Genomic DNA, 24725 nt, shown 5'->3' on the forward strand with positions numbered 1-24725 from the left:
CTGTAGCACTGGGACGCGTCCTGCTGCCGACCACGAGAACCAGGCGCGGGCACGTCTCGACGACTGCCTTTCCGCTGGGCCTTATAGAGACATCGGCGCCCAAGTCGGCTGTTCTTGAGCTCAGTTGCCAGTGACGTATAGGCGCTGCCGCATGCATGCTCTGTGCGTGTGGAGAAGGAGCGACAGGGAGGGAGAAACCGGTGGGCTTTCTTACCTGGATAAATACGGTACAAGTGCTTTTAGGGGTTCTCTTCGCTTTCGGTGTGCTGATCCCTTTATGGCGCTGGGTGGTTCGCTCCGCCGCATACGACGACGTACACCGGCGGAGTGGGCGGCGGATACCCCTGGCTCCGTATCGCTTGGTGAGGCCACGTACGGAGGCGATCGATCAGTCCCTGCGCGCGGCTACCGCCCTGCGCCGCCATCAAGGTGCTGCGAGCGTGGTGCCGCCGCACGAGTTTCGGCGACGGTTCGCCGAGGCGGATCGAGCACTCCACATACTTGAATGGGGGCGCCGAACGTGGGTCGTCCGCGTGCCTTGCGGGATGTTTTTGTTGGGTTCTCTCTTATGGGCATGGCTGCTGCTCGTGCCACACATCAACAATGGGTTCCAATTCCTGCCCACTATCAGTGACGTCCTGTTCTCGACGCTTGGGTCCGGGACATACATAGGGGTCGAGAAGTGCGCCACGTGGGCGTTCCTGACAGATTGCTCCCCTCAGCACGTGTTCTGGTGGTCTGGACTTCCGTCGGTCCTGTTCGGATTCGGGACAGGACTGCTTCTGGGATCCTGGTGGTTGCGTAAGGTAAGTGCCGCTCATTTCGCTCTGTGGGTGAATCAAGTACCCCCACATCTGGCTTGCCTTGAAGCCCTGGCCGCCTGCCGCGACGCTGTCAGACCTTCAGCTCCTGAACACGTGAGCAACCGGCGATCGTCAGCGTCCTTTCCGCCTATATTCGCGATCGTGCGCGTTTGTCGGAGCCTTCAGAAGGAGTAAAGAAGGTGAAGGGTGATATGAGGCCGCCCGAAGATGTTCAGGCAGCCTTGACCGTATTGGGGGCCCGCCCCACTGGAGTGGAGGGTGAAGGGGTCATAGACCTACGGCGCACCAACCTGGGCGGAGCGGAATTGGACGAACTGAACTTCGAGGGTGCTGATTTACGTAAAGCCGACCTCACGCGTGCCACTCTCTTCGGAGGGAGGTTTGCAGACGTTTGGTTCGACGATGGCGATCTTACGGAAGCCGACCTTACGGCGGGCGATTTCGAGAATTCAACCTTCCTTTCATCCAATCTCAAGAAGGCCACGATGGTCGGGGGGAACTTCCTTAATTCGGAGTTCACTTCGGCGGATATGAGTGGTGCTGATCTGAGTAGCGGTGAAGGCGAGGAGGAAACGAAACTCGGCTATGCGAAGTTGTCCGGTGTGAACCTGGCGGACGCCCAATCTGACCGGCGCCATCCTCTATGCGGCAGACCTGAGCGGGGATCCAAGCGTCAGGGCGCCGGCCGCCAATCTCACCCGGACCAATCTGAGTGCCGTCGACCTGACCGGTACTTTCCTTGAAGGTGTGGATCTGAGTAAGGCCGTTCTGGGTGGAACCCAACTGCCGGGGGCCACCGCGCAGGAGCCATAAGGCGAGTTGTTCTTCCCTTGGCTTACCCGAGCGTGCCCAGCGGTGGGGGACCGGCAAGCAACTCCTGCCCGTCGCGGGGGTGTTGCTGGGCGCGTTGACGACGCACCTGACCAACTATGTGAGGGAGCACAGCCGGCATCAACGTGAGCTGGTGACCGGGTGGGACAACCTGAAGCTCGATACCTACGGCGGTTACGCCGACCACGTACCGGCCGGGATCTTCCTCGCCGTGCAGTTCTACGAGCACCGGGGGCCAGCAGGGGTACCGATCGATTCACCTCCCACGGCATCGCCGTGTTGCTGCTGGAGAAGAGGGCGATTCTTCGCAGAGGACCGGCTGCACCGGTCGACAACGGGCGCCACGCTCCACATCGGCAAGACGGAACCCCGTGCCCTGCCGCTCACGGAACGACGGCACACATCGAACCGGGAACGCATTCGCCGGACTGTGTCGTTAGCCCTAGCGGAGAGGAGCGGCTCACCCAACAGCCCGCTCACGTTCTCGCGCCGCCACTCCGCCTGCAACAGGTCCGCCCTCCTTATCGCACGGCCACTGATCGATGGCCAGGACCTTCCTTAGTATCCAGATGTCAGGAGACAGCTCATGGCTGACGAGATGGTGCTTCGCGCCCAAAGATTCGTGAACACGACGTACAACAACGGCGCGACGCTCGGCATATCCAAGCTGGACGAGAACGGTCTCACCGGGTGGACCACGATGTACGCCCTGACCCGCGCGCTCCAGTACGAGATGGGCATCACAGCTCTGTCCGACTCCTTCGGCCCGACCACGCTGTCGACCATCGGGGCGAAGTACGGCAAGCTGGACGAGACGACCGTCCCCTCCGCGAACTTCTGCCGCATCCTTCAATCCGCCCTCTATTGCAAGGGCTACGACGGCGGTGAAATCGACGGCACGTACAACTCCCGCGTCAAGGCCGCAGTGGTGAAGCTGAACCAGAACATGGGCGTGGACGGCACCTACCCGGGCAGCTCCCTGTGGCCAAAGGTGGTCAAGGGGCTGTTCAACATGGACGCCTACGTCACTGTGAGCGGCGGCTCGGACGCCATCCGCGCCATCCAGCAGTGGCTGAACGGCCGGTACATCCTCCGCAAGGACTTCTACGTTATCCCCTGCGACGGACATCACTCCCGCGATGTCGCGAAGTCAATGCTGTACGCGATCCAGTACGAGCTGGGGATGGCTGACGGCACCGCCAACGGTGTGTTCGGGCCCGGCACTCAGTCCGGCCTGAAGTCCCACACGGTCTCGGTCGGCACCACCGGCACATGGGCGCAGCTGTTCACCGCGGCGATGATCCTCAACAAGCGGAACGTCCCCTTCGGGAGTTTCACCGCCACGGTGCAGAGCGGGGTGGAGAGCTTCCAGTCGTTCATCATGCTCCCGGTCACCGGGCTCGGCGACTTCCAGACGTGGGCCTCGCTGCTCGTCTCGTACGGCGATCAGACCCGCAGGGGCACGGCGTGCGACGGCGTCACGAAGATCACGCCAGCGCGTGCGCAGGCGCTGAAGGACGCCGGCTACAAGCACATAGGCCGGTACCTCTTCAACCCGTCGAGCACGAGCCTGCCGGAGAAGCAGATCCAGCCCGGCGAGCTCGCCACGATCAAAGAGTACGGGCTGAGCTGCTTCCCGATCTTCCAGACGACGAGCCGGTCGGCGGACTACTTCAGCGCCAACCAGGGCACCAGCGACGCGTTCAAGGCGATCGAATGGGCTCAGTACCACGGTTTCAGGACAGGCACCCTCATCTACTTCGCGGTGGACTACGACGCGATGGACGCTGAGGTCACGCAGTACATCGTCCCGCACTTCCGAGCGGTGGCGCGTACGGTCGGCGAAAGCTCCGGCTACCACGTGGGGATCTACGGACCGCGGAACGTGTGCCAGCGCATCGCGGACGCCGGTTACTCGTCGGCGAGCTTCGTGTCGGACATGTCGAGCGGCTTCTCGGGGAACCTCGGCTATCCGATGCCGACGAACTGGTCGTTCGACCAGATCGCCACCATCACTGTCGGCACCGGCAGCGGTGCGATCGAGATCGACAACAACATCGCCTCCGGTCGTGACAGCGGCCAGACCGAGTTTCTCCCCGGGGGCTACACCAACGGCTTGGACGTCGAACTGGACAAGGCCCTGTACCGGGACCCGATGCTGACGGACGTCCGGAACTACCTGGTGTCCATCGGGGTTCCGGAGACCGGCGGCGACGGCTGGACAGACAAGGACTGGGCCACCCTGGGCGGCATCTCCACCACCAGGGCACTGGACCTGGTATTGAGCGCGGATTGGCTGTTCACGTCGCTCGCCCGACAGCTCAAGGTCCGCAAGGCATTGATTCAGGCGCCGGTGCTCTGGGAGCTGCGCAAGCTGAACCCCTTGGACTTTGCCGCGGACACAGCTGTCAAGAACGGGCTGCTTGATGACTCCAGCACTGGATGGGGCCAAATCTTCGCGTGGGTGGCCATCGAGGCCCGCAACTACTGCATCGGGCAGAGCATCATCAACGGTACGCCGCTGACCACTGCTGATCTGCGCTCGGTGTGGGACGACCTTCAAGAGCCCACCTACAACATCCGGTCGGCGGCCTACCTGACGCTCTACAACGCGTACCAGATCGGGGCCGCCAGACCGAACCTGACGACCAGCCTGGCTGCCACCCAGGCCCTGCTCGCCCGGTACAACGGGACCACGGAAGACGCCGAGAAGTACGGCCGCGAGCTGATCGGTCTGTACAACGTCCTGGAGAACTACAACCAGCTCTCCCGCAGCAAGTGACCGCCACGACGGACTTCGATACTGGGCGCATGTGGAAATGGTCGTTGACATCCGTGGGCGTGAACCTGCTGCTGGGACTTCCCGCTGTGGTTCCGGTATGGCTGCTGTGGTACTTCGCGGCGAACTGGCCGTTTGCCGCGCTCGGCTGGACCCAGCGGGAGCCGACGGAGAACGACGGCATGCTGCCTTGGTTCCTGTTCGGGGGGACGGTAACGGTCGGGTTCACCCTGCTCTGGTGGCTGGCCAACCGCCCCGTGCGGCGCAGGGTTGCTGTGGCTTCTCCTTGGTACTGGCTGGCCAGCGCCTTGGTGACTCTGCTGCCGACGTTCGTGCTCGTGATCGTTCTATGAGAGAGGAACCGACAACATGCAGAACGGAATAACGAGGCGGACGGTGGTGACGACCACCGCGGTGATCGGTGCCGTGGCAGCCGTGAACTCCTATGTCCCGGGTGTGGCCTCGGCTGCGCCGAGCGGTGAGCCGCAGGGGGAGCCGAAGAAGCGCCCCACGTCCGCGAACGGGTGGGCGATCGAGAAGGAGGTGAACCACGTCTCGACGGTGTGGACGCGCCCAGTCGCCGGTACGGGACTCAATGTGGACATCCGGATCGGTGACGTGGAGGCGATCCTCATCCATGTGGTCCGGCGCTTCCATTACGAGGTCGAGCAGATCCAGCGAATCGACCTGGCCGGCTGGCGGGAGATCGGGGGACTCCGCAAGGACCTTCCGGAGTCGAACCTCGCGTCCGGTACCGCGGTGCGGATCCGGCCGGGTGCCAGCGCGAAGGGCGGGCTCTTCCCGGCACAGGAACTGGTGTTGCGTGACATCCTCGCCGACTGCGGGGGCCTTGTGCGCTGGGGCGGTGACGACAGCACGGTGGACGAGTCGCTCTTCTACATCGACGCCGGTCCGGACGACGAGCGGGTACGGAAGTTCGCCGACACCCTTCGCGAGTGGGAGGTGACGCCCGGCGCGGGGGCCGGTGTGGAGGTGAACGTTCTTTCCCCGTCACGGCGCAGCCGTGCTGACCGTCTGGCCCGCATCCAGCGTTCAGCGTGATCTGACCTCATCAGAGCTGAGCTCTCCCTCCCGGTGTGTCCGGAGGACCATCGCGGCAGGGGGAGTCGGCCGACCGCGCCTCCTCTTTGAACTCCACGTTCAGTCCGATTCCTCAAGGCGGTGTGGTTACGAGAGCAAGGGGCGCGCGGCGTCGTCAAAGCGGCTGGCAGTCACGGGCATGAGGCTATTTGCAGCCTGAGCATGATGCCCTCCGAAACGCGTACGCAGAGGCGAGGCGGGTTAGAGGCCGCGCGCACCGACCCGGCGGAGCGCGATGCCCGCATGGCGGTCGTGGAGGCGAGGGTGCGAGCGCTCTCGTACCTGCGGTGGAACTATCCGGTCACCGAATGAGCCCTTCGCCCCGTCTTGGCCTTCAGGGCGTGCGCGAAAGCAACGACATAGAGCTCTGCCCACTGTTCGAGGAGGGAAAGGAAGCCGCGTAGTTCGCCCTGCACGGTTTCCGTGGTCTCAGGCGGGCCGACCAAACGGATCTGCTCGATGCTGCTCTCCTGTGAGGCGTTACCGTCCGAGGCCGTGTTGTTGTCGTCGGCCAGGCTCGCGATCGCTGTACCCACTTCAAGCGGTGGGCGATCGCCGTTACGGTGACGCACGTTGGGATGGTGAGCGGACAGCGGCTGGGGGGCGGACGCATGCTGGAGGGGAGAGCCGTGAGGGTGCGGCCGGGCGAGCGCATCGGGCCGTACACGGTACTGGCCGAGCTGGCGAGCGGCGGGATGGGGTGCGTCTACCTGGCCCGCTCACCGGGCGGGCGGACCCTGGCCGTCAAGACGCTGCTGTCCGAGGCCGCCGATGGCGGCGTCGCCGATGCCGACCGTCGCCGCTTCGCCCGGGAAGTGTCCCTCGCGCGGCGGGTACAAGGCGCGTACACGGTCAGCATCGTCGACGCTGACGCCGCGGCACCGCTGCCCTGGATGGCCACGGAGTACATCGCCGCACCCTCCCTGCGGCACCTGGTTGAGACCTGTGGCCCGCTGCCCGCCTCCGCCGTCCGCTGGGTGGCGGCGGGCGTGGCCGAGGCATTGATCAGCGTGCACTCCGCGGGCCTGGTACACCGCGACGTGAAGCCCTCAAACGTCCTGCTGCCCGCGGAGGGGCCGCGAGTGATCGACTTCGGCATCTCCCAGGCTGCCGACGTGACCCGAACCCACGCCGCGCTGGGAACGATCGCGTTCACCGCGCCCGAGCAGGCGCGGGGCGAGACCAGCACCCCCGCCTCTGACGTCTACTCGCTGGGCGCGACGCTGTTTTACCTGGCCGTCGGGCGCCCCCCGTACAGGGACAGCGGCTCCGGGCCGGCCTTGGAGCAACTGGTACGCGTTGCGCAGGGCGAACTGGATCTCACCGGCCTGCCTGCGGAGCTCGATCCGCTGATACGTCCCTGCCTGGCACTCGACCCCGCGGCGCGGCCCGTCCCTGGGCAGCTGCTTGACCAGTGCTCCGTCGAGTTGCTTCGACGTCCGGACGCGCACGGGGTGGCGGACTGGTTGCCGCCATCCTGGGGCCAGGCCATCGACCAGCACCGGGAGCGTAGGGCATACGAGGCCGAGGAGGCCCAGCGGCGCGTCGCCCCGGATGCGATGACCCGGTCCGTCCTTGCGGCGCCGCCCACCGCTGTCCTTACCCGACAGGAGGGCGACGGCGGCAGTACGGCAGCCGACGCAGCGACGGGCAGCCCGGCGCGTCGCACGCACCGTGGGAGAAGGTCGGCATGGCTGTGGGGCGCGGCCCTGCTGGCCCTGGGCGCGGTAGGGGTGGTCTTCCTCCTGTGGGATCGGGGCGCGAGTGAGCCCGGCATGGTCGCGCCTGCGGGGCGTCTGACTTTCCTCCCGATCACCAAGACCGCTCCGGGGGCCTGCCCCACGCCAGGCCCGAACTCCTACACGTCCAAGGACGGCTCCTACTGCGCGAGTGTCAGTACGAACGGCACCCGGCTGGACGTCGACCTGCTGGTCGCCGCGCGTTCTCGCTTCGACAACGAGAGGGGGTGGTTCGTCAGCATCACCTTCGACGACGAAGACGGCAAAAGGTTCAGCGCGCTCACTGCGGAGGTGGCCGGCAATCCGCCACCGCAACAGGTGGCCATCATCCTCGGCGACCGGCTGCTCAGCGCACCCGCGGCGTACAGCGCCATCAGCGGCGGGCGTATCGACATCTCCGGCTCGTTCACCAAGCAGGAGACAGAGCGGCTGGCTCGCGACCTCGGCGCCCGCTGACGCTGCCCAACGCGGCAGGCATCAGCGGGAGTTGCTGACTCGGTGGGACGACCGGAAGCTCGATGTCTATGCCGGCTGCATCGACACCATGAGGACCTGCGTTTTCCTGGCTGTGCAAGCTTTACGAGCACAAGGAAGGCATCCGTGAGAGCGGCAAGACGGGGAGCGAGATGCTCGCCGAGCAATCTGAGGCCGGCCGTCTCCGCGGTCGGGCCTTTGAACAGATCATGCTGCTCGGCGGTGACGAGGTGGTTGAGGCCGCGTAGGAGTTGAACGTGGTGGCCCTTGCCGTCGACTGGCAGGCGAGTGGGAAGACTACGGGCACCTTGGGGGAGTGGCGCGAACGTAATCGTGCCGTCTTCAGGGAGATAAATCAGTTCCACGAGGCCGCTCGGGTGGACCTTGGAGTTCAGGGGAAGGTCACCGGCGAGAATCACCCGGAGGGGGATCTCCTCCTTCCCGCCGCTCGCCGCGACGACGACGGTGCCTCTGCGTGACGCTGATCGCGCGTGGCATCCTGGTTGGGTCCCTCAGCGCGGGCCGTTTTTCGGATCCTGCGGACCATGGACGGACCAAAGGCCACCCCGGGGAGCCGGGGCCGGTAGGCTGTAGCCGCTCCGTCGCTGGTGGGCGGGGTCGAGGTGGGTTGCCCGAGCGGCCTAAGGGAACGGTCTTGAAAACCGTCGTGGCAGCGATGTCACCGTGGGTTCAAATCCCACACCCACCGCAGCAGGTCAGCGTAAGCGCTGGTCAGAAGGGGTGTCTCCGGCTCGGAGGTGCCCCTTCGGCGTTGAGCCTGGCTCACTGTTTCTCGCCCGCGGGTCACTGTGGGTCAGTGTGCGTCCCCCTCCCGCTGTCCCCCAGAATTCCGCAGCTCCTGGAACACATCGAGCTGGGCGACTCCAGGTGCGGAAGGATCGGTACGACCTTGGGTTACAAGTATCTAAGAGGGAGCACGGTCGTGGTCGAGGCGTTCGGCTCGACGGCCAGTTGGTTCTCAAAGCCACAGTCGAGCGCAGTCGTCATGAAGATCGTCAGCAATGCTCAGGCCGGAGGGAAGTACGGCCGCGACGGTTTGAAGAGGCGCGACTGAGGCCGCCACGGGGTTGCTGCAAACACACCTGACGGATGCCCGTTCGGTGCACCCCCATCGTGGCTGATTTGCCGTGGCCAAGATCAGAACCGCACCTCTACAGAGGCTCGGGGCCAGCCGGTCCAATGGTGGGCGTAGAGCGCGCGGGCTTCACGGGGGTTGATGACAGTGTTCTCCCGCCCAGACGAGATGCACCAGGTGTAGGCCGCGAGGAACAGGTAGTGCGGGTGCGTGTAGGCCTGGTGATCGTTGCGGGCCGCTGTTCTGGTACTGCCCGCCGTCGCACGCCGAGTTTGGGCCTCAGATGGGTCCGTGGGCCCTTTGGGATGGGTCTTGCGTCTCCGTACTGTGCCGGGATACGCGCGACGGCTGGACGCCTGGGCCGGACATCCTAAGCAGTTCGCTGGAAGGGTTTCCCGTGTCGGACTCACAAGGCTTGATGTTCCAGGCCGGCATACCCACGCGCCGTTGGGAGTTGCCGAGATCCCTTGTCGTGGCCCGGGTTCTGCTCTATCTGATGTTCGCTCTGACGCTGCTGGGTGGTGTTGGCGTGGTGAACTCGTTGCTGGAGCTGGGTCGTCATATCACGCCGATGCTTTCTCTGGTGGCGTTGTATGCGGTGGCGCCGGGGGTTGCTGCGGTGGTCCTGGCGCGGCGTTTGTGGACTGGTGGGAAGGTTGTCTGGTTCGCGTTGGTCGGGCTTCAGGCGTGGTTGCTGGTCGGCAGTGTGGTGAATCTGTATGGGGGTTCGGAGCGGGGGCTGAGTCAGCTTCTGTTGCCGGGTGCTCTGCTGGCGTTGGTCTGTGCGGGTGCGAGTCGGGCTTGGTTCGAGTTGCCTGCGGATCAGCGGGCTGTGAGGCCGCGTTGGACGCGGGAGCGGTTGCGTCGGGAGGCGTTTCCGTCGATTCCGCACATGATCGGGTGGCGTCGGAACCGGGGTCAGGGGACGGTCGAGTATGTAGGCATGATCGGTCTGGTCGCCCTGATCATCGGGACGCTTGTTCTCAGTGGTGTGGGGACTCAGGTCGCGAACGGTCTTCAGACGGCGGTCTGCAACATTCTTGGCGGGGACTGCGAGAGCGACACGGTCGCCGGCGGTGGTGGCGAGTCCGGTGGTGGTGACTCCGGTGGTGCGTCCGGTGGTGGTGACTCCGGCGGTGCGTCGGGTGGTGGTGCGTCGGGTGGTGGTGACAACGGTGGTGGTAACTCCGGCGGCGGTGCGTCGGGTGGTGGCGACAGCGGTGGTAGCTCCGGCGGTGGGAACAACGGCGGTGGGTCCGATGGTGGTGGATCCGATGGTGGATCTGACGGCGGTGGATCTGATGGCGGCGGTTCGAACGGTGGCGGTTCGAGCGGCAGTGGTGGGAACAACGGCGGTGGATCCGACGGTGGGTCTGACGGCGGCGGTTCGAATGGTGGTGGTACGGACGGTGGTGGGTCCGATGGTGGCGGTTCGGACGGCGGCGGTGCCGATGGTGGCCGTTCGAGTGGTGGTTCGGACGGTGGTGCCGATGGTGGATCCGATGGTGGTTCGGACGGTGGTGGATCGAACGGCGGTGGGTCCGACGGAGGTGGCTCGGACGGTGGTGGTTCGGACGGAGGTGGGTCCGACGGAGGTGGCTCCGATGGTGGTGGGTCCGATGGTGGTGGATCCGATGGTGGATCTGACGGCGGTGGATCTGATGGCGGCGGTTCGAACGGTGGTGGCTCGAACGGCAGTGGTGGGAACAACGGCGGTGGATCCGACGGTGGGTCTGACAGCGGCGGTTCGAATGGTGGTGGTACGGACGGCGGCGGTTCGGACGGTGGCGGTTCGAGCGGCGGCGGGTCCGATGGTGGTGGTTCGAACGGCGGCGGTTCGGACGGAGGTTCCGACGGCGGCGGTTCGGACGGAGGTTCCGACGGCGGCGGTTCGGACGGTGGTGGTTCTGACGGCGGCGGGTCCGACGGAGGTTCCGACGGTGGCGGGTCGAGTGGTGGTGTTGAGTGCAATCCGGTGATGGCCCCCTGGGGCATCATGCAGAGCTGCAGGGAAACGGGCACCGGCGGGTCTGACTCCGGCGGAGGCACCGGTGGTGGCACCGGCGGGAGCAGCGGCGGGAGCAGCGGCGGTAAGAACGACAAGAACGACGACAAGAACGACGACAAGAACGACGACAAGAACGATGACAACGACGAAGACGACAACGACGAAGACGATAAGAGCGATAAGAACGACTGCCTGAACGGTTCCAAGGTCGCGTTCTCCGGGCCAGTGACCACCGGCGCAGCCGGCAATGGGCGCTATACGCTCGCCTCGGCCGCGGTCCGGACTCGTGTTGTCGTCAGTGGCGTCACCCTCGCAGCCGACCCCGGAAGCGCCTCCGCGATGGCGATGGCGCAGTCGCTGTCCGGATCCGCCATCGCTGGTGTCGATACGTACCAAGACGTGGAGAACAGGCTCACCCACGCTCTTGGACTCACTGATGAGCCGAGGCCGGAGCCCGAGCGCGACCCGGACCCGGAGCCGGAACCCGAGCCGGAGCCCGAGCCGGGTCCGGATGGGGGGAGTTGCTCCGACCGTCCCGACCCGATGACCGCGCTGGACGATGTCCCGAAGTACCGCAATGGCGACAGGAAGAAGTGGTCGGAGGAGGTCGAGAAGAAGGCCGACGAGAACCCGCTGACAAAGGATCTCACCGCCGAGGACGCGCTCATCATCGCCGACTACACCGGCCCGTGGGCCGAGGACGCGAACAAGTACCTGCGTGGTCAGCCGATTTCCGGCCTCCGTGCGGGGCGGGTCCCGGAGTTCATCGAGAAAATGGACCGTGCTCTGGAGCACCTGCCGCCGGTCGAGGGGACGTTCTACCGGGGTACGTTCATGCCGGACGAGCTGATGAAGAGGTTCGCCAACGGTGAACAGGTCGAGATGCCCGAGTACCTCAGCACGTCCAGCGACCCGGCAAAGGCCGACCGCGCCGCCGAAAACGCGAAGGCCAACGGTCGGGAGGGCGAGAATGTCGTGTTGGAAGTCACAACGGACAACGGCCGCAACATCGACCCCTTGTCCCGCTACCGGCCGAAGGAGTCGGAGGTCCTCATCCCGCGCGGCGGCAAGTTCGAGCAGGTGGGCGTGACGACGAAGATCATCGGCGGCAAGGAATACAAGGTGATCCAGGTGAAGCAGGTGGGTTGAGCCCGATCCGAGCACGTCGGCCCGCCGTGACCGCCGCCATGACCGCCGCCATGACCGCCGCCGCCGGGTCCGCCGCCGCCGGGTCCGCCGTCGACTGGTCGCTGCCGCTGAGCGTCGGCTACCGCGAGGATGGATGTTCGTCGCGCTGAAGTGGTCACTCCCGACGGTCACTCCCGACAGCCGCGCCCGACAGCCCTGCCCGACGGGAGTGACCAGCAGAAGCAGCCGTGACCAGCGATCGGTGGATCAGTGATCAACCCCCGTGCCGTACAGAGGCGAGAGCGCGGCAGTGCTCCGCCGAGTCAGGTCTGGTACACCTCCTACGGTTCCAATACATCACTTGAGCGGCTTTCGTGCTACATCGTCGGCGGACGGCCGCCGGGCGCCGCCAAGGGGTATCCGGGGTGCAGGGACAAGCGTCCGCCGAGGGCCTCCGTGCCGGTGGAGCTCGACGGCGTCCTGTACTTCGCCACCGAGTCGCTCGTCTGGGGAGGCGGGAGGGCCTTCTACGACCCCGGCGTCAGAGGAAAGGTGCTGGCCAGGGCGCACCTTGTCTCAGTCGGGCAGTTCTCGGATATCGCGGCACAGGAGATGTACCGGGAGCCGGGGGACGATCTCGATCTGACGGAAGCGGTGAGCGACGGGCGGGCGGTGCTCGGGGACGGGCGGTACGAGACGCTTGTGTGTCCGGGGGCGATGGACGGGATTCCGGTGCTTACCTTCACCGCTCCGTGGAGCGTGAACGAGCTGGAGTGGAACGCGCCTTCCGCGCCGTACGTCAAGACGCTGGGTTCCGGTCTGCTGGAGACGGGCGCCTGGGGGCTGGACACCATCGCGCGCTATCTCGCGGCGTGCCCAGGTGCGGCCGGCCAGTGGAACGCGCGCGATGTGGCGGACCTGATCGCCACGTCGTGAGGGGTACTGGGCGGACGTGGCACGCCCTGGTTCCTGGGGCGTGCCGTCGCGTCAGGGGCCGGCGGTGAGGCGGGCGGCCGAGGCGATCGTCGCGCGGGCCTCCTGTTCGGTCAGGCCGGTGTGTACGGCGGCGTCGACGAGGGATTCCGTCAGCGTCTCGCCGAAACCGTGTTCGTACGCGCGGCAGGCCGCCCAGAACAGCCGGGTGTTGCGCTGGCCCGAGTGCGCCGCGCGTACGAACTGCACCAGGCCGTGGCCGCGCGCGGGCTGTTCCCGGTCTGTGCCGGAGCCGTGCCGGCGGTGCTGCGAGCGCGGAGGGGACACCGGGGTGGTGAGCAGACGCAGCAGGGCGCGGGGGCAGGGTGCGGGCGCCAGGTCGGCCGTACTGGGAGCCGGCCGGTAGGCGCCGCGCGCCGTGACCGAGCCGGGGCCCACGAGATAGCCGCCGGCCCCGCGTACGTCGATGCCGGGGGCGAGCCGGCCCGCGGAGTTCGGTACGACGACGTCGGGCGGGCCTGTGAGCCAGATGTGGCGGCCACCGCTGGGGGTGAGGATCACCACGGTCTCCGGGAGCGTGAACAGATGCTGGAGTGCCAGTTGCTGAAGCGCGGCCACCGAGTCGGGGGGTGAGTCGAAGCTTGAGCCGAGGGGCGGTTCCCAGGTCGGGAGGCGGTTCGAGGCGGGCGCCGTTGCTGAGGTCGGTCCCGTCGGTCCCGTCGGTCCCGTCGGTCCTGTCCGTTGTCCCATGGGGCCTGTCCGTCCCGAGGTGACATCCAGGTCTATGCCGATCAGATGGTGCGGCGGCCGGCCGCACGCGATGCCGTAGCCGGTTGCCCACGGGGCGGCGGCGAACAAGGAGCGCACGCCGGTGGGATCGGTGGTGGCGTCATGGACACCGTGGCCGGGACGCCCGCATTCGCCGCGGCAGAGAACCGGCTCGGGCTCACCCCTGTGCGGGGAGCGCAGCGCGGGGAGCTTGGTGGGGGACAGCGGGAAGACGGGAAGCCCACGCTCGGCGGCGGACAGCGCGTGTGCGAGGGCCAGGGTGGCGGTGTGCCGGGCGGTGATGGCCATGGGTCTATGTTCGTACAAGCGTTCGAAGAAGGGAAGGGGGGTGGTTCGAGGAGGCAGAGTGAGAGGGACGCAGAAACGCTTCTTCCCTGGTGGCGGAGGGATGGCGATTCGGGTCGCGCGATCCTGGCGCGGGTGGCTCCGGGCTTTGGGGGCGCATTAGGGGTTTATCGACATGTCCTCACGCTTGCGAGGGAATCAGGCTCTCCGGGCTGGTTCGAGGGGGATTCGGTGGGCAATTCTGAGGTCGCGACGTCGTCACCACGACCGAGGCAGTCGGCCAACTGCTTCGGGACAAGCCGTACTTCTGGTTCCTGGAGGAAATGTCATGGCAAGCTTCCGTACCGCCCGTGCCTTCGCCGTCGTCGCCGCGCTGCCCCTCGCCGCCGCGCTTTTCACCGGGGTTGCGCAGGCCGACAACGGCGCCTTCTCCGGTGGTGGATCCAACGCGACCGTGGCTAATCTCACTGGCAGTGGGGTGGGCGGACACAACCTCGGCAACTCGACGACGACCCAGCAGGTAGCTACCGGCGAGGGGGCGTCCAATCAGAACAACACCGCGAATGTGATCGGCTCGGGCTTCACGACGATCGACCAGTCCAACGAGAACGTCTCGGTGAGCTTCAACAACCTCTGGTGGTGAAGTGCGGCCCGACGGGGGCGTGACTGAGGGGTGAGATACGTTCTGCGCGGCGGTACCGGTTCTCCGGTGCCGTCGCGTAGGGCGTTTTTCGCGTGCACCGGCTGCACCGGCTGCACCGGCCGCACCGGCGTGTACCGGCGTGTACCGGCATGTACGGGGGTCTCTGCCGGTGCCTGCCCGTGCCTGCTGGTGCTTGTCGGTTCTGACGGTCGTGCGCGACCGACGGACTTCGCGTGACCGATCGCTCTCGAACCGTGCCGGATCCGTCATCCCATGGGGTGACCCTGATGGTCTCCCCGACGGCTCCTCCACCTACAGGAGGTGGAGCCGGCACCCTCACTACTCCCTGAGGCGGAGAAGGCTTCGGGACCTGGGGCCGATCCCCTGAGGTGGGCCTCGCTCCTAGCGTTGAGCCATGACCACGCCTGTCTGCACGAGTGCCTCTCAAGCCGCCAAGCCGGCCGCGCACTCGTCGTATCCGAGTCACCCGCCGGCCGCCGGCCACAGCGCCCACTTCTCGCCGTACCCGCCCTTCGCGTCGTTCTCCTCGTACGTACGGGCGCGGGGGCCCGTACTGCTGCGTACGGCGCGCTCGCTCACCTCCAATCCGTGCGACGCGGAGGACCTGCTTCAGACGGCCCTCACCAAGACGTATGTCGCCTGGGACCGGATCGAGGACCATCGGGCACTGGACGGTTATGTCCGCCGCGCCCTGCTGAACACCCGGACCTCGCAGTGGCGCAAGCGCAAGGTCGACGAGTTCGCCTGCGAGGAACTGCCCGAGCCCGCCGGTCAGCCGGAGCCCGATCCGGCCGAGCAGCAGGTGCTGCACGACGCGATGTGGCGTGCGGTCATGCGGCTTCCCGACCGTCAGCGGGCCATGGTGGTCCTGCGGTACTACGAGGATCTCAGCGAGGCCCAGACCGCCGAGGTGCTCGGGGTCTCGATCGGCACGGTCAAGAGCGCGGTGTCCCGCGCGCTCGGAAAGCTCCGCGAGGACCCGGAGCTCTCGCCCGTCCGCTGACGGCCCGGCTCGCACCGGACGTGCATCCGAGACTCCCGACTTCCGAGACCCCCGACTTCCGAGACTCCCGACTTCCGAGACCCCCGACTTCCGAGACTCCCGACTTCCGAGACCCCCGACTTCCGAGACTCCCGACTTCCTGGACTTTGACTTCCGACCGCTGTTTCTACTCCCGGGTAGTGACATACCGCACGGTACGTGCGCAGAATCTCCGCAACCCATAACTGCCATGTAGCGCAAGCGCCCACCGGGAGGACGCCGTGCTGAGCACCATGCAGGACGTACCGCTGACTGTGACCCGCATCCTGCACCACGGGATGACCATCCATGGAAAGTCGCAGGTCACGACCTGGACCGGGGAGAGCGAGCCACAGCGCCGCAGCTTCGCCGAGATCGGCGCCCGCGCGACGCGGCTCGCGAACGCCCTGCGCGACGAGCTCGGTGTCGTCGGCGACGAACGTGTCGCCACCCTCATGTGGAACAACGCCGAGCATGTCGAGGCGTACTTCGCGATCCCCTCGATGGGCGCGGTCCTCCACACCCTCAACCCCCGGCTCCCGGCCGAGCAGTTGATCTGGATCGTCCAGCACGCGGCCGACCGCGTGATCCTCACGAACGGGTCGCTGCTGCCGCTGCTCGCCCCACTCCTCCCGCATCTGCCGACCGTCGAGCACGTCATCGTCTCCGGTCCCGGCGATCGCGCCCCGCTCGACGGGGCGACCGTACGGGTGCACGACTACGACGAGTTGATCGCCGGCCGCCCCACCGCGTTCGACTGGCCCGAGCTGGACGAGCGGTCCGCCGCGGCGATGTGCTACACCTCCGGCACCACCGGTGACCCCAAGGGCGTCGTCTACTCCCACCGCTCCATCTATCTGCACTCCATGCAGGTCAACATGTCCGAGTCGATGGGGCTGACGGACCGGGACACCACGCTGGTCGTCGTCCCGCAGTTCCACGTCAACGCCTGGGGCCTGCCGCACGCCACCTTCATGACCGGCGTCAGCATGCTGATGCCCGACCGCTTCCTCCAGCCGGGCCCGCTCGCCGAGATGATCGAGCGCGAGAAGCCGACGCACGCGGCCGCGGTCCCCACCATCTGGCAGGGGCTGCTGGCGGAGGTCACCGCCAGGCCGCGCGATCTGACCTCGATGGCCCGCGTCACCATCGGCGGCGCGGCCTGTCCGCCCTCGCTGATGGAGGCGTACGACAAGCTCGGGGTACGGCTCTGCCACGCCTGGGGCATGACGGAGACCTCGCCGCTCGGCACGATGTCCAACCCGCCCGCCGGGCTCACCGCCGAGGAGGAGTGGCCGTACCGCATCACCCAGGGCCGCTTCCCGGCCGGTGTCGAGGCCCGGCTGGCCGGACCCGGTGGCGACCTTCTGCCGTGGGACGGTGAGTCGGCCGGCGAGCTGGAGGTACGAGGTCCCTGGATCGCCGGGGCGTACTACGGGGGCGCGGGCGGTGAACAGATCAAGCCCGCGGACAAGTTCAGTGAGGACGGCTGGCTCAAGACCGGCGACGTGGGGAGGATCAGCCCGGACGGCTATCTCACGCTCACCGACCGCGCCAAGGACGTCATCAAGTCAGGGGGCGAGTGGATCTCCAGCGTCGAGCTGGAGAACGCGCTGATGGCCCACCCGGAGGTGGCGGAGGCGGCGGTCGTGGCCGTACCGGACGACCGGTGGGGCGAGCGGCCGCTCGCGACGGTCGTCCTCAAGGACGGGGCGACGGCCGACTACGTGTCACTCAAGGAGTTTCTCGCCGGGAAGATCGCGAAGTGGCAGCTGCCGGAGCGGTGGACGGTGGTGGCCGCGGTGCCGAAGACGAGCGTGGGGAAGTTCGACAAGAAGGTGATCCGCAAGCAGTACGCGGACGGTGAGTTGGACGTCACTCGGGTCTAGGCGCTGTGCGCTTGGACTTCACTCGGATCTGAGCCCTGGCCGCTGGACGTCACTCGGGTCTGGGCCCGTCCGGGCGGACGGGCCCCGTCCGGGCGGACAGGGCCCATCCCGGTCGTCTAGTTCGTTCCGATCTTCGCGAGCAGGTCCACGATGCGGGACTGCACCTCGTCGCTGGTGGAGCGCTCCGCCAGGAACAGCACCGTCTCCCCGGAGGCGAGCCGCGGCAGCTCCGTCCGGTCGATTCCGGCCGAGGTGTAGATCACCAGCGGCGTCCGGTTCAACTGGCCGTTCGCCCGCAGCCAGTCGATGATCCCGGCGCGTCGGCGGCGTACCTGCATCAGGTCCATGACCACCAGGTTCGGCCGCATCTGGGTGGCGAGGTTGACCGCTTCGTTGTCGGTGGCCGCCCGCGCGACCTGCATGCCGCGCCGTTCGAGCGTCTCCGTCAGGGCGAGCGCGATCTCCTCGTTCTCCTCGATCAACAGGACGCGCGGGGGGTGCTGTTCGCTGTCGCGCGGGGCCAGGGCCTTGAGGAGTACGGCCGGATCGGCGCCGTACGCCGCTTCGCGGGTCGCCTGCCCGAGACCCGCCGTCACCAGGACGGGGACCTCGGCGGCGACCGCCGCCTGGCGCAGCGACTGGAGCGCGGTACGGGTGATCGGTCCGGTCAGCGGGTCGACGAACAGCGCCGCCGGGAACGCGGCGATCTGCGCGTCGACCTCCTCGCGGGAGTGAACGACCACCGGGCGGTAGCCGCGGTCGCTCAGCGCCTGCTGGGTGGAGACGTCCGGCGCGGGCCAGACCAGCAGCCGGCGCGGGTTGTCGAGCGGCTCCGGGGGGAGTTCGTCGTCGACGGGCCGCGGCTGGGGCCGGTTGGCCACCTCGACCGCGCCGCCAGGGCCGTCCAGCGGCTCGGGGCCCTCGGCGCCCTCGTCGGGTGCGCCTATCGCGTACGAACGTCCTTCGAGGTGAGCGTGGGGCAGGCGCGAGCCGCCCGGTGACGCGCCCGCGCCGACGGCGGGGTGCGGGCCGTGCCCGGAGCCCGCGTGGGGGCCAGGACCGGTCGGATCGGGGCGCTCGGTGCCGTCGGGCGGGGTGCCCAGCTTGCGGCGGCGGCCGGAGCCGAGGGACTGCGGCTGCCCCGGGGCCTGGTTCGACGCCTGGCCGGGGGCCTGCGGCTGGTCCTGCTGGTGCGGGAGCTGCTGCGCGAAGGGGACGCCCTGGCCGAGGGTCCGCACACTGAAGGCCCGCCCCTGTGTGGAGTCCGCCGAGACCGGCGCCTCTTCGGGCAGGGGCTGCGCGGGCGGGAGCGGCTGATGGGCGCCGCGCCGTGGATTCGGTACGGCGACGGCCGGGGCCGAGGACGGAGGCTGGGCGGAAGGGTCCTCAGGCACCTCCCCGGGCGCCGGGGAGGCATGGGCGGCCGGCGGGACCGGCACGCCGCCGGTGGCGTTGTCCGGGGCGTTGCCCGGCGCGCCGGTCGCGGGGTCGGTCACGGCGGGTTCGTCGGGCCAGCCCGGAGGCGCGGCCATCGTGCCGAAGCCGGAAGTCGTCGGCATCCCCTGCCCGTTGGAGGCCGGGCCGGTCCGGGGCGCCGGGCCCGCGCCATGGCCGTAACCGTGGTCCTGTGCGGACCTGCCGGGCGGGGGCGGCTCGGGGCTTCCCCAGGCGTTCGGGTTCGGCGCGTCCTCGCTCTCGGCGAACGCACCTCTGCGTCCCGACGGCAGCGGGTGCGGCTGCGGCGGGGTGTGGTCGTCGTCCGGATTCGTCCGTACGGCGTCATGGCGGCCCGGCATCGAGCTGTCGGCCGCCGACGGGGCAACGGGACCACGACCGGGGCCGGGACCGGGGCTGTGACCATGACCGGGGCCGGACGCGGGCGTGCGGTCGGCCTCGGCGGGCGGCAGCGCGAACGGGCTGCGCGCCCCCTCCGGCTCGGCGGGCACGGGGATGTGCCGCTCCTGCGCGGGGGCGAGCGCGCGCCGGGCACGGCGCCCGGCCGGTGGCGCCGGCTGAGCGGAACGCAGTGGCATGGGCGCCGGGGCGCCTGCGGCCGGGGGTGCGGGCGCCGGTGCGGGTGCGTGTGCCGGTCGTGGAACGGCGCCGGGCGGCGCGGCAGGAACGGGAGGAGCGTCGGGCGCGCCGGGCGCCCTGACACCGGCCGGAGCGGGCGGGGACACGGGCGGCGGAACGGTCGCGGGTACGGGGGCAGCGGGTGCCATCGGAGCGGCGGGAGTCATAGGACCGGCCGGAAGCGCGGGAAGCGCCCGCTGCCCCTGTCCGCCCTGGCCACCGCGTCCGGGCTGGCCACCTCGTCCACCGTGGTCGCCCTGTCCGCCCTGTCCGCCCGGGCCACCCTGGCCTCCGTGCCGAGCCCTGCGCCCTGTCCCGGCGGCGTCCGTGGGCACACCCTGCGGCGGGACAGCCTGGCCGAGCGCCGCCCGTCCGGTCGGATGCGCTCCCTCGGCGGCCGTCACGACCGACCCCTCGGAGGCCGGGGCGGCCGGCAGCGCGACAGCGGACCCCGGGTACGGTCCGCCCGTACCCGGTCCGCCCACACCTGGTCCGCCCGTACCCGGTCCGGCGGCACCCGGTCCGGTGCCCGCGGCTGCCGCGGCGTCGTCAGCGGGGCTCGGACGGCCGCGTCGTCGGCCCGTACCGCTGCCGCGGCCGGTGTCCTGCGCGGGGATCAGGTCCTGCTGGCCCCCCTGGCTCCCCCGGCCCTCCTGGTTCCCCCGGCCCGTCTGGTTCCCGTGGACTCCCGGGCTTCCTGGACCCGCGCCCTCCGTCCCGGCCCCGGACCCGTCCGTTCCGGCCCCGGACGCGGCCGCCTCGACCCCGGACCCGTCTGTCCCGGCCCCCGCTTCAACCGTCGGCTCGGCCGCGCGCGCCCGGCGCCGGCCGGTCGGTTCGCCGACGTCCTCCGTCGCGGGCGCCAGGAACGCGTCCGTGGACGACCGCCGGGCGCGCCGCCTGCCGCCACCCGAAGTGCCCGCCCCCGCGCCCGTGCCGGCCCCCGCGCCCGCACCCGTCCCCGTGCCCTGCGCGGGCAGGGCGGGCTGCGCGGGCAGGGCGGGCTGTGCGGACCCCGGCATCCCGGCGGGCGGCCTGACCGTCCCCGCGCCCTCGCCGAGCGGCAGCTCCAGCACATAAGCGCTGCCGCCCATACCCGGCATGTCGTGCGTCTGGAGCACCCCGCCATGCGCCCGGACGATTCCGCGCACGATCGGCTCATGCACCGGATCACCCCCGGCGAACGGCCCGCGCACCTCGATCCGTACGACATCGCTACGCTGCGCCGCGGCCACCACGATCGTCGAGTCGACGTAGCCGCCGCCCGGCATCAGCCTGGCCCGGCCCGTCGAGTCGACCCCGGCCACATCGGCGATCAGATGCGCGAGCGCCGTCGCCAGCCGGCCCGGGTCCACTTCGGCCTCGATCGGCGGGGCGTGCACCGCGAACTGCGCCCGGCCGGGGCCGATCAGCTCGACCGCGCCCTCCACTCCGGCCGCCACGACCCCGTCGAGTAGGGTGTTCGTCTTGATCAGCTGTTCCGTGCCCGCGTCGAGCCGCTGATACCCGAGGACGTTGTCGACGAGCGTCGTCATCCGGGAGTAGCCCGCGGCCAGATGGTGCAGGATCTGGTTGGCCTCGGGCCAGAGCTGGCCGGCCGGGTCGGCGGCGAGCGTGGTCAGTTCGCCGCGCAGCTCGATCAGCGGCCCGCGCAGCGACTCGCCGAGGACGGCGGTCAGCTGGGAGTGCCGGTCGGATGTCTCGCCGTACCGCTCCGTCAGCTCCTCGATCTCGGCCGCGTACCGGTCGCTGCGGTCCGCGAGCTCCGCCGCGTGCCGTTCGGTCGCCTCGGCCAGCTCGGCGCGTAGCCGCTCGGTGGTCTCCGCCAGCTCGGCACGGAGGCGCGTGGTCGTGTCCGTCAGCTCGGTGGTGAGGCGCTCCGTCGTCTCCGTCAGCTCCGCGGCGTGCCGTTCCTCCGCTGTCGCCAGCTCGGCCGCGTGCTGCTTGCTGAGATCGTCGTACGGACGCCGGTCGGTGAAGGTCATCACGGCGCCGACGAGCTGATCGCCGTCCCGTACGGGCGCGGTCGTCAGATCGACCGGCACCTGCTTGCCGTTCTTCGCCCACAGCACCTGCCCGCGCACCCGGTGCTTGCGGCCCGACCTGAGCGTGTCCGCGAGCGGTGAGTCCTCGTACGGGAAGGGCTCGCCGTCCGCGCGCGAGTGCAGGATCAGCGGGTGCAGCTGGTGACCGCCCAGATCGCTGGCGCGGAAGCCGAGGATCTGCGCGGCGGCGGGGTTGACGAGGACGACGCGGCCCTCGGTGTCCGTACCGACGACACCCTCGGACGCGGCCCGCAGGATCATCTCGGTCTGCCGCTGCGAGCGTGCCAGCTCGGCCTCGGTGTCCATGGTGCCGGAGAGATCACGGACGACCAGCATCAGCAGCTCGTCGCCGGTGTAGCTGTGCGAGTCGTTGTACGCGTCCCGGCCGTCCTCCAGGCTCGCGCTGGTGACCTCGGCCGGGAACTCACCGCCGTCCGTACGCCGCGCGATCATCCGCGTCGGTTTCGTACGGCCGCGCGCGTCCGCCGTCTCGGGGCGGCGCATCGAACCGGGGATCAGCTTGGAGTCGAACTCGGGCAGCAGATCGAGCAGCCCGCGGCCGACCAGCGCGGTGCCGGGGGTCTCGAACATCTCCAGCGCGATGGTGTTGGCGTTGACGACCGTGCCGTTGGCGTTGACGAGCACCAAGCCGTCGGGGAGTGCGTCGAGTATCGCCGCGAGGCGAGCAGCGCCTCGGGATGGCCTGCTGCTCACGACGACGCTTCCTCCCTGAACCACTGCACCTTGCGGACCGCGGCACCCATCTTGCCCCTCGGGTTCCGGCCTGTCACGGAAGGGAGTCTAAAGGCTGGGGAGGTGGCCGCGACGGCGGATGAGCGGGAGCTCTCGCAGGGGTTGTGTGCGAATGGCTTTTGCCACTGGCCTTTCACGTGGCCTCCCGCACCTCGCGATTGCCTCATTGTGGGACGTACTGCCCGGCTGGGCGTCCGCCTCGACCGGACCGGGGCAGACGCCTGTACGAGCCGACGAGCGGCAGGGCCGGGGCCGCGATGTCCGTACATCGCTACATCGCTCCGCACGCCCACGTACGAACGTGAGCGGCATACGGTCCGGGCGGGGGGCTATCCCCGGGTGCTCGGCAGTACCGGCTCCAGCGTCTGCCAGCGGGCGATCTCGCACCCGTTCTTCCGGTTGAACGTGGCGTCGACGGCGCGCCCCTGCCAGGTGCCGGTGACGCGGGCGTTGGCGTCACCGCCGTACAGCATGGTGCACTGCGCGCCCTTCGGCACCGGCGCGAACGGATCCTTCTGCTCGCTCGCCAGCGTCGCCAGCCGGTCGCACGCGGCCCGCGCCTGCAGATGCGTCCCACCGGCCGGCCGGCACTTCAGGCGGTACGTGCCGTCGGCGCCCCGGAGACCGGAGTCCGCGACGGTGACGGTGAACTCGTCCCGGGCGTCCTCGGCCAGGGGCAGCGGTACGGGCGCGAGCCGCGTCAGCGTGGAGTCGGCGGACTCGATGAAGGTGCCGGTGTCGGCGCGGGCCGAGGCGTCCGCGGAGGCGGCGGGCGCGACGGCGCCCAGTGCGGCGGCGGACGCGGCGATGGAGGCGGCGGCGGTGAGGACGAGGCGACGCGGCATGCGAGCTCCTGACGGTGACGGATCCGGGGCCAACGCCCCGCCCTGTCTAACGCGCGTCAAGCCTCGGCGTTGCGCACCCGGAAGCGCTTTGCTCTGTGGGCCACCCGCCTAGTACCGTGAGAAGCGATTGGTGACACCCCACCTGACTGTGTCATCATCTGCACGCACCATCCGCGCCCGCGCGGGTGTGCTGGAGGCGTCGCCTAGTCCGGTCTATGGCGCCGCACTGCTAATGCGGTTTGGGTCTTAAAGCCCATCGAGGGTTCAAATCCCTCCGCCTCCGCGTGTTGATCACCGAAGCCCCGGCCCCACAGCCGGGGCTTCGGTCGTTCCAGGCTTCCGGGCTTCCGGGCTGCCCGGCTGCCGACGTTCCGGCGACCGTTCCGAGGAGCGATGGCCCGTACGAGTGAGCGCCCCCACGATTGATCGTCCGCGCCCCGGCCGACACGCCGCCCCGGGGCGGATTCTGAGGCGTTTTCGCAGGTCAGCCGTGGTCCGGTGAATGGATTTCACCTGGCGCCACAGGTCATGTAATGTTGTTCCCGCAACGCCGACCGGGAAGAAAAGCCCGGAACGCCGAGCACTCGTAGCTTAACGGATAGAGCATCTGACTACGGATCAGAAGGTTGCAGGTTCGAATCCTGCCGAGTGCACAGCAGGCCAGAGGCCCCGGACGACAAGTCCGGGGCCTCTCGCGTTGGCTGGTACAGCAGCGAAGTACGGCAACCCCATCAATCGGTGCCGCCCAGCGCGTCCGGCAGCGTGCCGATCGCGGCCCTCACCTCGTCCTCGCTCGCCTCGGCGTGGACCTCCATCGTCGGTCAGCTCACGGCAATCGGACTCGCCGATGAGTCATCGTTGATCGGTGAGTTCGGCGTCCAGGTTCGCGAGGAATCTGCGCAGCAAGCCTTGCAGGACCTCGATCTCCTGGGTGCTGAATCCGTCGAGTGCCCGGTTGTTGGTGTCCAGGAGTGCCGAATGGGCATGGGGCAGTTTCGCCAGTCCCTTGACGGTCAGTGAGATCAGGCTGACACGTCGGTCGTCCGGGTCGGGTGCGCGTTCGACGAGTCCGTCGCGCTCCATGCGAGCCAGTAGCTGTGCCATGGACGGCTGTTCGATCCGGGCCAGCCGGGCCAGCTCTTTCTGGGACAGCGGGCCTCCCTGTCCCAGGGCGGCCAGTACTGGTATCTGCCCGAAGGCCAGCCCGAGCGGTCGCAGGCGCCGGTCGTTGATCCTGGCCAGCACGCGGGCGGCGGTGTTGATCAGCGTAGTGGGCGGCGAAGCCGGGGTCGGAAGCATCACCCGCACATCGTATAGGAACCTATGTATAGTGGATGCATAGGTTCCTATATAACTGGCTCGGTGGGAGCGCACGCCATCTGGCCGGATGGTGTTGCCGGCTGCGGACGACACCACAGTCGGGTGGTCGCCGAGCGTCACGCATCGCC

The 24725-nt window shown here is 68.6% G+C and carries 20 protein-coding genes and 3 tRNA genes; 18 read left to right on the top strand and 5 right to left on the bottom strand.

From position 1 onward, the window contains the following. Window positions 1-1015: 1015 nt before the first annotated feature. From AB0M67_RS08855 to AB0M67_RS08875, 5 genes are all read left to right on the top strand, one after another. Window positions 1016-1567 (top strand): pentapeptide repeat-containing protein, encoded by a 552-nt coding sequence (locus AB0M67_RS08855; RefSeq protein WP_365744469.1) that lies wholly within the window; start codon window positions 1016-1018, stop codon window positions 1565-1567. Then, window positions 1548-1637, top strand: coding sequence for a hypothetical protein (locus AB0M67_RS08860; RefSeq protein ID WP_365744471.1), 90 nt, complete (start codon window positions 1548-1550; stop codon window positions 1635-1637). The genes AB0M67_RS08855 and AB0M67_RS08860 overlap by 20 nt, the downstream gene beginning before the upstream one ends. A 604-nt stretch (window positions 1638-2241) precedes the next feature. Next, entirely contained in the window at window positions 2242-4437 is a 2196-nt protein-coding gene (locus AB0M67_RS08865; RefSeq protein WP_365744126.1) for a glycoside hydrolase domain-containing protein, read from the top strand. A gap of 59 nt (window positions 4438-4496) precedes the next feature. Next, the gene (locus AB0M67_RS08870; RefSeq protein ID WP_365744128.1) at window positions 4497-4787 is read left to right on the top strand and encodes a hypothetical protein; all 291 of its coding nucleotides are present in this window, start codon (window positions 4497-4499) and stop codon (window positions 4785-4787) included. Window positions 4788-4803: 16 nt separating this feature from the next. Further along, window positions 4804-5496, top strand: a complete 693-nt coding sequence (locus tag AB0M67_RS08875; protein WP_365744130.1) for a twin-arginine translocation signal domain-containing protein — start codon at window positions 4804-4806, stop codon at window positions 5494-5496. A gap of 332 nt (window positions 5497-5828) precedes the next feature. Here the strand turns inward: AB0M67_RS08875 and AB0M67_RS08880 are convergent, their stop codons facing one another. Then, the gene (locus tag AB0M67_RS08880) at window positions 5829-6107 is read right to left on the bottom strand and encodes a hypothetical protein (protein ID WP_365744132.1); all 279 of its coding nucleotides are present in this window, start codon (window positions 6105-6107) and stop codon (window positions 5829-5831) included. Between the two features lie 57 nt (window positions 6108-6164). Between AB0M67_RS08880 and AB0M67_RS08885 the strand changes: the two genes are divergently transcribed. The 8 genes from AB0M67_RS08885 (at window position 6165) to AB0M67_RS08920 (ending at window position 12916) form a co-directional block, all read left to right on the top strand. Further along, the gene (locus tag AB0M67_RS08885) at window positions 6165-7730 is read left to right on the top strand and encodes a protein kinase (RefSeq protein ID WP_365744134.1); all 1566 of its coding nucleotides are present in this window, start codon (window positions 6165-6167) and stop codon (window positions 7728-7730) included. Window positions 7731-8005: 275 nt separating this feature from the next. Continuing rightward, window positions 8006-8227 (top strand): hypothetical protein, encoded by a 222-nt coding sequence (locus AB0M67_RS08890; protein ID WP_365744136.1) that lies wholly within the window; start codon window positions 8006-8008, stop codon window positions 8225-8227. Between the two features lie 143 nt (window positions 8228-8370). Continuing rightward, window positions 8371-8457 (top strand) — tRNA-Ser (locus tag AB0M67_RS08895). Between the two features lie 234 nt (window positions 8458-8691). Then, entirely contained in the window at window positions 8692-8823 is a 132-nt protein-coding gene (locus tag AB0M67_RS08900) for a hypothetical protein (RefSeq protein ID WP_365744138.1), read from the top strand. A 1097-nt stretch (window positions 8824-9920) separates the two neighbouring features. Next, on the top strand, window positions 9921-10823 hold the full coding sequence (locus AB0M67_RS08905; RefSeq protein ID WP_365744140.1) for a hypothetical protein: 903 nt from the start codon (window positions 9921-9923) through the stop codon (window positions 10821-10823). After that, complete coding sequence (locus AB0M67_RS08910) at window positions 10823-12001, top strand: ADP-ribosyltransferase (protein ID WP_365744142.1); 1179 nt, start codon at window positions 10823-10825, stop codon at window positions 11999-12001. Before AB0M67_RS08905 ends, AB0M67_RS08910 begins: the two co-directional genes overlap by 1 nt. Then, complete coding sequence (locus AB0M67_RS08915) at window positions 11998-12150, top strand: hypothetical protein (RefSeq protein WP_365744144.1); 153 nt, start codon at window positions 11998-12000, stop codon at window positions 12148-12150. The genes AB0M67_RS08910 and AB0M67_RS08915 overlap by 4 nt, the downstream gene beginning before the upstream one ends. Window positions 12151-12436: 286 nt before the next feature. Continuing rightward, window positions 12437-12916: a histone deacetylase gene (locus tag AB0M67_RS08920; protein WP_365744146.1), complete on the top strand. Its 480-nt coding sequence runs from the start codon at window positions 12437-12439 to the stop codon at window positions 12914-12916. A gap of 51 nt (window positions 12917-12967) precedes the next feature. Here the strand turns inward: AB0M67_RS08920 and AB0M67_RS08925 are convergent, their stop codons facing one another. Further along, window positions 12968-13990 (bottom strand): bifunctional DNA primase/polymerase, encoded by a 1023-nt coding sequence (locus tag AB0M67_RS08925; RefSeq protein WP_365744148.1) that lies wholly within the window; start codon window positions 13988-13990, stop codon window positions 12968-12970. A 325-nt stretch (window positions 13991-14315) separates the two neighbouring features. Here AB0M67_RS08925 and AB0M67_RS08930 point away from each other — a divergent pair, with 325 nt between their 5' ends. From AB0M67_RS08930 to AB0M67_RS08940, 3 genes are all read left to right on the top strand, one after another. Then, window positions 14316-14630, top strand: coding sequence for a hypothetical protein (locus AB0M67_RS08930; protein WP_365744150.1), 315 nt, complete (start codon window positions 14316-14318; stop codon window positions 14628-14630). A 415-nt stretch (window positions 14631-15045) separates the two neighbouring features. Then, window positions 15046-15654 (top strand): SigE family RNA polymerase sigma factor, encoded by a 609-nt coding sequence (locus AB0M67_RS08935; protein WP_365744152.1) that lies wholly within the window; start codon window positions 15046-15048, stop codon window positions 15652-15654. Between the two features lie 260 nt (window positions 15655-15914). After that, entirely contained in the window at window positions 15915-17561 is a 1647-nt protein-coding gene (locus AB0M67_RS08940; RefSeq protein WP_365744154.1) for a long-chain fatty acid--CoA ligase, read from the top strand. Window positions 17562-17677: 116 nt separating this feature from the next. On the opposite strand, the gene AB0M67_RS08945 is transcribed toward AB0M67_RS08940, so the two are convergent. Both AB0M67_RS08945 and AB0M67_RS08950 read right to left on the bottom strand, forming a co-directional pair. Continuing rightward, on the bottom strand, window positions 17678-22393 hold the full coding sequence (locus AB0M67_RS08945) for a PAS domain-containing protein (protein WP_365744156.1): 4716 nt from the start codon (window positions 22391-22393) through the stop codon (window positions 17678-17680). Between the two features lie 368 nt (window positions 22394-22761). Next, on the bottom strand, window positions 22762-23277 hold the full coding sequence (locus AB0M67_RS08950; protein ID WP_365744158.1) for an SSI family serine proteinase inhibitor: 516 nt from the start codon (window positions 23275-23277) through the stop codon (window positions 22762-22764). A gap of 192 nt (window positions 23278-23469) precedes the next feature. Here AB0M67_RS08950 and AB0M67_RS08955 point away from each other — a divergent pair. Both AB0M67_RS08955 and AB0M67_RS08960 read left to right on the top strand, forming a co-directional pair. Continuing rightward, window positions 23470-23560 (top strand) — tRNA-Ser (locus AB0M67_RS08955). Window positions 23561-23857: 297 nt separating this feature from the next. Continuing rightward, window positions 23858-23930: transfer RNA gene (locus AB0M67_RS08960), tRNA-Arg, on the top strand. 199 nt (window positions 23931-24129) lie between these two features. On the opposite strand, the gene AB0M67_RS08965 is transcribed toward AB0M67_RS08960, so the two are convergent. Next, the gene (locus tag AB0M67_RS08965; protein ID WP_365744473.1) at window positions 24130-24576 is read right to left on the bottom strand and encodes a MarR family transcriptional regulator; all 447 of its coding nucleotides are present in this window, start codon (window positions 24574-24576) and stop codon (window positions 24130-24132) included. Window positions 24577-24725 lie beyond the last annotated feature (149 nt).

It is taken from the genome of Streptomyces sp. NPDC051662 (genome assembly GCF_040681655.1).
In the GTDB taxonomy this organism is placed as follows: domain Bacteria; phylum Actinomycetota; class Actinomycetes; order Streptomycetales; family Streptomycetaceae; genus Streptomyces.

What these genes read in the sequence shown, in the direction of transcription:
- AB0M67_RS08855 (WP_365744469.1), top strand. Translation starts at nt 1,016, where the DNA reads ATGAGGCCGCCCGAAGATGTTCAGGCAGCCTTGACCGTATTGGGGGCC.
- AB0M67_RS08965 (WP_365744473.1), bottom strand. Translation starts at nt 24,576, where the DNA reads ATGCTTCCGACCCCGGCTTCGCCGCCCACTACGCTGATCAACACCGCC.
- AB0M67_RS08935 (WP_365744152.1), top strand. Translation starts at nt 15,046, where the DNA reads ATGACCACGCCTGTCTGCACGAGTGCCTCTCAAGCCGCCAAGCCGGCC.
- AB0M67_RS08865 (WP_365744126.1), top strand. Translation starts at nt 2,242, where the DNA reads ATGGCTGACGAGATGGTGCTTCGCGCCCAAAGATTCGTGAACACGACG.
- AB0M67_RS08925 (WP_365744148.1), bottom strand. Translation starts at nt 13,990, where the DNA reads ATGGCCATCACCGCCCGGCACACCGCCACCCTGGCCCTCGCACACGCG.
- AB0M67_RS08950 (WP_365744158.1), bottom strand. Translation starts at nt 23,277, where the DNA reads ATGCCGCGTCGCCTCGTCCTCACCGCCGCCGCCTCCATCGCCGCGTCC.
- AB0M67_RS08875 (WP_365744130.1), top strand. Translation starts at nt 4,804, where the DNA reads ATGCAGAACGGAATAACGAGGCGGACGGTGGTGACGACCACCGCGGTG.
- AB0M67_RS08930 (WP_365744150.1), top strand. Translation starts at nt 14,316, where the DNA reads ATGGCAAGCTTCCGTACCGCCCGTGCCTTCGCCGTCGTCGCCGCGCTG.
- AB0M67_RS08910 (WP_365744142.1), top strand. Translation starts at nt 10,823, where the DNA reads ATGGCCCCCTGGGGCATCATGCAGAGCTGCAGGGAAACGGGCACCGGC.